The organism is Stenotrophomonas capsici, from assembly GCF_034961085.1.
Lineage (GTDB): Bacteria > Pseudomonadota > Gammaproteobacteria > Xanthomonadales > Xanthomonadaceae > Stenotrophomonas > Stenotrophomonas capsici.
The window spans coordinates 1-5886 of the sequence record NZ_JAYFUH010000109.1 but is presented as its reverse complement, the minus strand read 5'-3'; the positions used below and the strand labels follow the sequence as shown (position 1 = coordinate 5886).

Sequence of the window (5886 nt, the reverse complement as noted above, 5' to 3'; positions counted from 1 at the left end):
GGGATCGACCAGCGGTCGATCTCGCGGTCGAACACCGACAGCGCGCCGAAGAAGAAGGCGGCCATCAGCACGAAGCCGAGCACCAGCCCGAACCAGGTGTGCAGCCATGCCATGGCCTGACGGAAGCTGTTGAACATGGATGTCTCCGGCTCAGACCAGTCGGGATTGCAGGAGTGATGCGGCCGCGGCCATCAGCGCACCGCCGCCGACCACCACCATCCACAGCCGCGCCATGTGGTGGGTGGCGATGGCCCACAGGAATGCGCCCAGGTAGGCCAGCAGGCCGACCAGCGCGCCGAGGAACTCGGCGTCATGGAACGCCAGCTTCAGCGTGAACAGCGCGCTGGTGGTCAATGCCACCGTGCCCCAGGCGAACACATAGCCGCCGAGGATGGCGGCAAGGATGCGCGGGAGGACCTGCAGGCGTCGGGACGCGGGAGGCGGTGCGGAAGCGGTGGATACCTGTGGCATGGCGATGGCTGGTCTCAGGTGGACGGGGAGGGGCGTGGTGCCGCGAATCGCCCCTCTCCCGCGCGTGGGAGGGGCTGGGGTCAGAACCGGTAGTTGAAGCTCAGCGTGTAGTTGCTCGGTGCGCCGTAGTAGCCCACCTGGTACAGGCTGTTGATGTACTTGCGGTCGGTGAGGTTGTTGACGTTGGCGCGGACGGTGGCGTTGGGCAGCACGTCCCAGCCGATGAAGGCGTTGAGCAGGGCATAGCTGCCCTGGGCGATGGTGGTGCCGGTGTAGGTGTCCCGGGTGGAGATCGCGCTCTGCCAGCGCCCGCCGATGCCATAGGACAACGCCTCGTAGCCGGGCAGGCGCGAACTGAACACCAGGTTGGCGGTGCGTCGCGGCACCCAGGTGTAGGTATCACCGCCGTCCTGGTTGTTCATCGACAGGTGGGTGAAGCCGAACACCAGGCTGGCGTGCTCGCCGAGCTTGCCGGTGGCCTCGAATTCGACGCCCTTGGATTCCACGTCCACGCCGTAGTACCAGTACATCGCGGTATCCAGGTCATAGCCGCCGGAAGTCGCCAGGCCCTGCTGCTTGGCCTTGAACAGCGCCAGCGTGGTCAGCAGGCGGCGGTCCAGCCACTCGGCCTTGACGCCAACCTCGTAGTTCACGCCCTTGGTCGGGTCCAGGTAGACGCGGTTGCGGTCGTACTGGTCCTGCGGCTGGTAGATGTCCGAGTAGCTCACGTAGCCCAGCACGCGGTCGTTGAAGTCCCAGGTGAAGCCGGCGTAGGGGCTGATGTTGCTTTCGGTCTGGTCGAAGTTGTTGCCGTTGTTGCCATCGCGGTGGTACTGCGCCCAGTTGAAGCCGACCACGGCCTTGAGGCGGTCGGTCAGGGCCAGGCGGGTGGCGCCATAGCCACGCTTCAGGCGCTGGTTGGTCCAGTTGGAGCGGGTGCGCGGGCCCCATTCCGGCTCGGCGATGGCGTTGCCGGCATACGGGAACGCCGGTAGCGCGCCGAACGCCGGATCGTTGGGATCGACCGGGTGTTCCCAGGTGGTGGCGCTGCTCTTGGCCACGCTGACGCCGAGCATGGCCTCCTGCTCACGGCCGAACAGTTGGAAGCGACCGTTGAGGGTGACATCGCCCAAGTGCGAGTCCATGTCGTCGATGCCCTTGTAGGCCCAGCCGACCAGGCCGGTGTGGGTCTGCGGGTCCAGGCCGGTGGTGCTGAAGGCGAAGAACAACTGGTCATCGTTGCCGATCTGGCGATAGTTGTAGGACGCCTTCACCTCCCAGTTCTCGCCCAGGTGGTGGGTGTACTCGGCGAACGCGGTCCGGGTCCGGGTGTTCCAGTAGGTCCAGTCCTGGGTGGTGGACGCGCTGCGTCCCCAGCTCGGCTGGCTGCCATCGGTGTTGGCGAAGCTCAACGCGCCCCACATGTTCTGGTCGCTGTTGGCCTTCTGCCACGAATAGCCCAGCGTCAGCGTGCCGTTCTCGCCGATCTGGCCATCGACCACGCCGTACAGGAAGTTGCGGTCGTTGGTGAAGCCGCGCAGGTACGAGTCGCCGTCCTCGTGCGCGGCCACCACGCGCGCGGCCCAACGGCCGTCGGCGGTGATCGGGGTGGAGTAGTCCACCTCCACGCGGCGCTTGCCCCACGAGCCCACGCTCACGCCCACTTCGCCCCTGGCTTCGTTGGTGGGGCGCTTGCGCACGTAGTTGATCGTGCCCGAGGCGTTGCCCACGCCGGTCAACAGGCCATTGGCACCGCGGATGACCTCCAGCTTCTCGTAGCCGAAGGCATCCATCGCGCCGGTGACGATGCCCCAGTCATTGGGCAGGCCGACGCCGTCGATCTGGGTGTTCTTGATCTCGAAACCGCGGGCCAGGTAGTTGGTGCGGTTGGTTTCCCATTCCTCCACCTGGATGCCGGTGGCCAGGCGCAGCGCATCGTTGATGCTGTTGGCGCCGAACTGGGCCATCTGCGCGCGGTCCACCGTGCTGATCGACTGCGGGGTGTCCTTGATGTCCAGGTCCAGGTTGGTCGCTCCGTTGCTGACCCGGTTGGCGCGCTGGGAGACCACCCGCACCGCGTCCAGGGTGGTGGCGCTGGCATCGGCGGCGGTGCTTTCGGCGGCCACTGCCATCCCCGGGCTGGCCGCCAGGGCCAGGCTGATCGCCCACGGCAGGTGGCCGGAAAGGGAGCGGCGGCAACGGGGAGGCAAACCGGCGCCAGGGGCCGGACGGCGGGGGGAGCGACTGGGGGACATGGAAGGCCTGGGGGTTGGAAGGCGGGAAATCGCGTGACGGAGACGGGCGCATGCCACATCCGTTGTGGGCATCTGCCGATGGACAGGCAGGGGATGGCGATTGAGAAATTAAATGCGAATGATTTGCATTTTGCAATATCCGGCCCAGTCAGGTTCTGCCGGTGAGGTGGCCGGTCGCGCTTTGCCGTACAAACGCACGGTGTGCGCCATTGCCGTATGGACGCGCGGCTCCCCGGCCGCCTTGTATGCTCGCGCTGGCCCATTGCCTGGAGGCGCCATGTCCGACGTGTTCGAGTCTGCGGTTCCCGCCGGGGGGGCTTCCGGCGCCCGGCGCCTGGGATGGTGGGTGCTCTGGCTGCTGCTGGCCGCGATCAGCCTGCATTTCCTGTTCAAGGTGCTCGGCCAGTACGGACAGTTGGATCCGGAGCACTACACGATGTACTGGTCACGCCGCGGCTGGCTGTGGCTGCACATCGGCGGCGGCGTGCTTGGCATCGTGCTGGGGCCGGTGCAGTTCCTGAGCCGTTGGCCACGTGCCCGGCCACGCCTGCACCGCTGGTCCGGCCGCTTCTACTTCGGCGGGATGTTGCTGGCCTGCGCGGCGGCGGTGGGCCTGATCGCCACCTCGCCGGCACCGCTGGCGATCACCCTGGCCTTCGCGGCCACCGCGCTGGCGTGGCTGGTGACCGCGCTGGTGGCGATGCGGGGCATCCGGCGCGGCGACGTTGCCCGTCATCGTCGCTGGATGACGCGCGCCTACCTGGTGACGCTGGCACCGGTGAGCTTCCGCCTGTTGTTGCCGGCATGGATCGCGCTGGGCAACGCGCCGTCCCCGGACGTGATCGCGGTCCTGCTGTGGGTGAGCTGGGCGTTGCCGGTGTCACTGCACGTGGTCTGGGTGAACTGGCCCAGGCGCTCGCCGGTCATGGCGGCCGGTTGAGGTCGACGGCCGGTCGGTGGCGCGCTTCAGCCGTGGCGGTGTTGCCACACCAGGCCGGTGACCACGCCGGCCAGGCCGATGCCTGTCCCAAGCACGGCCGGGAGCACGCCTCCCGCGCCGCCGAAGTAGATCAGCAGCCCCAGCGCGGCACCGCCGAAGGTGGGCAGCCAGAACCGCCATGCCGTCAGGAACTCGGCGATGTCCAGCACGTCGAGCAGATCGGAAAGCGACATGTGAGCTCCTGAAGGGGTCCAACGTGGAGGGAGGCGGCATCACCGCAGGACACGCGCGCTAGTGGTTCCCAAGGCCGGCGATGGCCTGGCCGAAGCTTAGTTCATTGCCACTGGGGTCGGCGATGCGGAAATCGCGCATGCCATAGGGGCGGTCGCCGATCGGCACGACCATCGTCACGCCGGCTGCCTGCAGCGTGGCGTGGTACGCGTCGATGTCGGTCACGGCCAGATAGACGTGCGCCGCGCCTGCCGGCTTTGCCTCCGCGCGCTGCGTGAGCGTGATCTCGACCGCATCCCGGCACACGGTGGCGATCTCGGCGGGCTCGCCCCAGGACCAGGCAAGATCGAAACCCAGCGTGGTCCGGTAGAAGTCCAGCGACCGCGCGAGGTCATGCACGGAGAGGATCGGCGAAACGGATTCGAACATCATGTGGGCGGTCCTTTTCGTGGGCGGGTGGGCCTGCGCCGCGTCAACGCCATGCGCTCAGTCGCCGGCCAGCTCGCGCAGCTCGGTCACGCGCGCGATGTTGAGCTGCATCGGGCAGAACGCGTACATCGGCGAGCCCACGTAGGCACCGGCGAGGTCGCAATGCGTGTTGCGGTAGACCAGCCAGGACTTCTGCGCCTGCTCCAGCCGGTCCGCGTCCTGGGGCGACTGCGTCGAAAGACGGTCGTGGATGCGCTTGTACAGGGCATTCATCTCCGCCTTCACGTGCTCGGAGGTGGTCGACGAACAGGCATCCACCACGCCGTTGTTGAGGGTGCCGGCCCGGTCCACGCAGTCGGAGTACATGCGCTCGTAATCGGCATGCTCCGGCGCGGCCATGGCCGTGGCACAGGGAAGCAGCAGAGGCAGGAGTCGGCAGGGCAGGCGCATTGGACGTCCGGATGTCGGGGAGAAGCGGCCATGCAATCGCGGGCGGGTCGGTGGCGCAGCCACCGCGCCCGCGCACGGGCATTGCGCCGAAGCTTATCGGCTTTTGCGCCGCCGCAGCGCGGCGAGCGCGTCCCAAGGCAGGCTGCCGTCATCGGCCTCGACGGCCGTGGTGGTCCCGGCGTGGAGGATGAGATCGGTGGCGATGCCGCGCGGGCTCAGCACTGGAAGCCGAGCACGACATCCGTCCCGTCGCCGCTGGAGCGGTCCAGGTCACTGCGGCGTTGCAGCGGTTCGGTGCAGCCGCGCGGCGTGATGTAGTCCGAGGCCATGTCCACCAGCGCCGCGGCGTCCAGCGGCTTCCCGTCCTTGGCGCGGACATGGATGTAGTACGGCTGCTGGAACATCACGATGTAGGTATCAAGCACGTAGTGGCGGCCGTCGTGCTCCAGCTCGGCGTGGTTCTCGCTGACGGGGGCCCAGGTGCGGTCGATCAGCGTGCTGCGCGCGGCCAGGCAGGGGGTCGACAGCAGGGCGGCGGCGACAAGCATGGCGGTGGTGAATCCTTTCATGGGGTGTCCTGTGCGGTTGTGGGTATTGCGCCAGCGGGCGCGGTTTCCGGGCGAGCGGGCAATGCCTGCATATCGGCCGCGCGGCGCGTTCCTTCAGTCAATCGCCGGCGCCCCGGGGCGTGTCGAAACCGCCGTGTGCCTTGCCGGATCGATGCGGCCGGCGCGTCCAGGTACGATCCGCTCGACGCAGGGCCGTTCAACGATGGCTGCGTGAGAGCACCATCGAATAGGCGAAGCGTCCCGGTGGGTGCAGGCTGATGGTGATCAGCAGCAGGCGGCCCTGGGCGTCGCGGTAACGGCGTTGCACGCGCAGCGCCGGTTCGTGCTTCCTGATATCCAGCAGCTTGGCGTCACCGGCGTCGAAGGCGGTGGCGTCGAACACCTGTTCCACCCGCGACAACCGCCCCGGCTCCAGGAACCGGGCCAGCGTGCGCGCGGTGCTGGCGATGTCCAGGAAGCGCTCGGTGGGCACGCCGGTGCGGATCGGGATCAGCACCTCGATGACCGCGCCGGGCGCGTGGGTGTGTTCTTCCAGACGCAG

The 5886-nt window shown here is 67.9% G+C and carries 8 protein-coding genes and 1 pseudogene; 1 reads left to right on the top strand and 8 read right to left on the bottom strand.

Going from position 1 to position 5886, the window contains the following annotated elements:
- The 3 genes from VA603_RS09275 to VA603_RS09265 form a co-directional block, all read right to left on the bottom strand.
- Positions 1-113, bottom strand: a 113-nt coding sequence (locus VA603_RS09275; RefSeq protein ID WP_323438621.1) for a PepSY-associated TM helix domain-containing protein, incomplete at its 3' end; no start/stop codon positions are given.
- Positions 114-150: 37 nt separating this feature from the next.
- Positions 151-471, bottom strand: a complete 321-nt coding sequence (locus VA603_RS09270; RefSeq protein ID WP_323438620.1) for an iron uptake protein — start codon at positions 469-471, stop codon at positions 151-153.
- An 80-nt stretch (positions 472-551) separates the two neighbouring features.
- Positions 552-2681 carry a TonB-dependent siderophore receptor gene (locus tag VA603_RS09265; protein ID WP_323438619.1) on the bottom strand — a complete coding sequence of 710 codons (2130 nt, stop codon included), beginning with the start codon at positions 2679-2681 and terminating at the stop codon, positions 552-554.
- A gap of 322 nt (positions 2682-3003) precedes the next feature.
- Here VA603_RS09265 and VA603_RS09260 point away from each other — a divergent pair, with 322 nt between their 5' ends.
- Positions 3004-3666, top strand: a complete 663-nt coding sequence (locus VA603_RS09260) for a DUF2306 domain-containing protein (RefSeq protein ID WP_313253434.1) — start codon at positions 3004-3006, stop codon at positions 3664-3666.
- A 26-nt stretch (positions 3667-3692) separates the two neighbouring features.
- On the opposite strand, the gene VA603_RS09255 is transcribed toward VA603_RS09260, so the two are convergent.
- The 5 genes and pseudogenes from VA603_RS09255 to VA603_RS09235 form a co-directional block, all read right to left on the bottom strand.
- The gene (locus VA603_RS09255) at positions 3693-3899 is read right to left on the bottom strand and encodes a hypothetical protein (protein ID WP_132863695.1); all 207 of its coding nucleotides are present in this window, start codon (positions 3897-3899) and stop codon (positions 3693-3695) included.
- A 58-nt stretch (positions 3900-3957) separates the two neighbouring features.
- Positions 3958-4332 (bottom strand): annotated as a pseudogene (locus tag VA603_RS09250) (bleomycin resistance protein); the annotation flags it as partial.
- A 51-nt stretch (positions 4333-4383) separates the two neighbouring features.
- Positions 4384-4725, bottom strand: a complete 342-nt coding sequence (locus tag VA603_RS09245; protein ID WP_132863692.1) for a lysozyme inhibitor LprI family protein — start codon at positions 4723-4725, stop codon at positions 4384-4386.
- A gap of 266 nt (positions 4726-4991) precedes the next feature.
- Positions 4992-5345: a hypothetical protein gene (locus tag VA603_RS09240; RefSeq protein ID WP_132863691.1), complete on the bottom strand. Its 354-nt coding sequence runs from the start codon at positions 5343-5345 to the stop codon at positions 4992-4994.
- Positions 5346-5541: 196 nt separating this feature from the next.
- Positions 5542-5886: UTRA domain-containing protein (locus VA603_RS09235; protein WP_323438618.1), on the bottom strand; the 345-nt coding region annotated here is incomplete at its 5' end.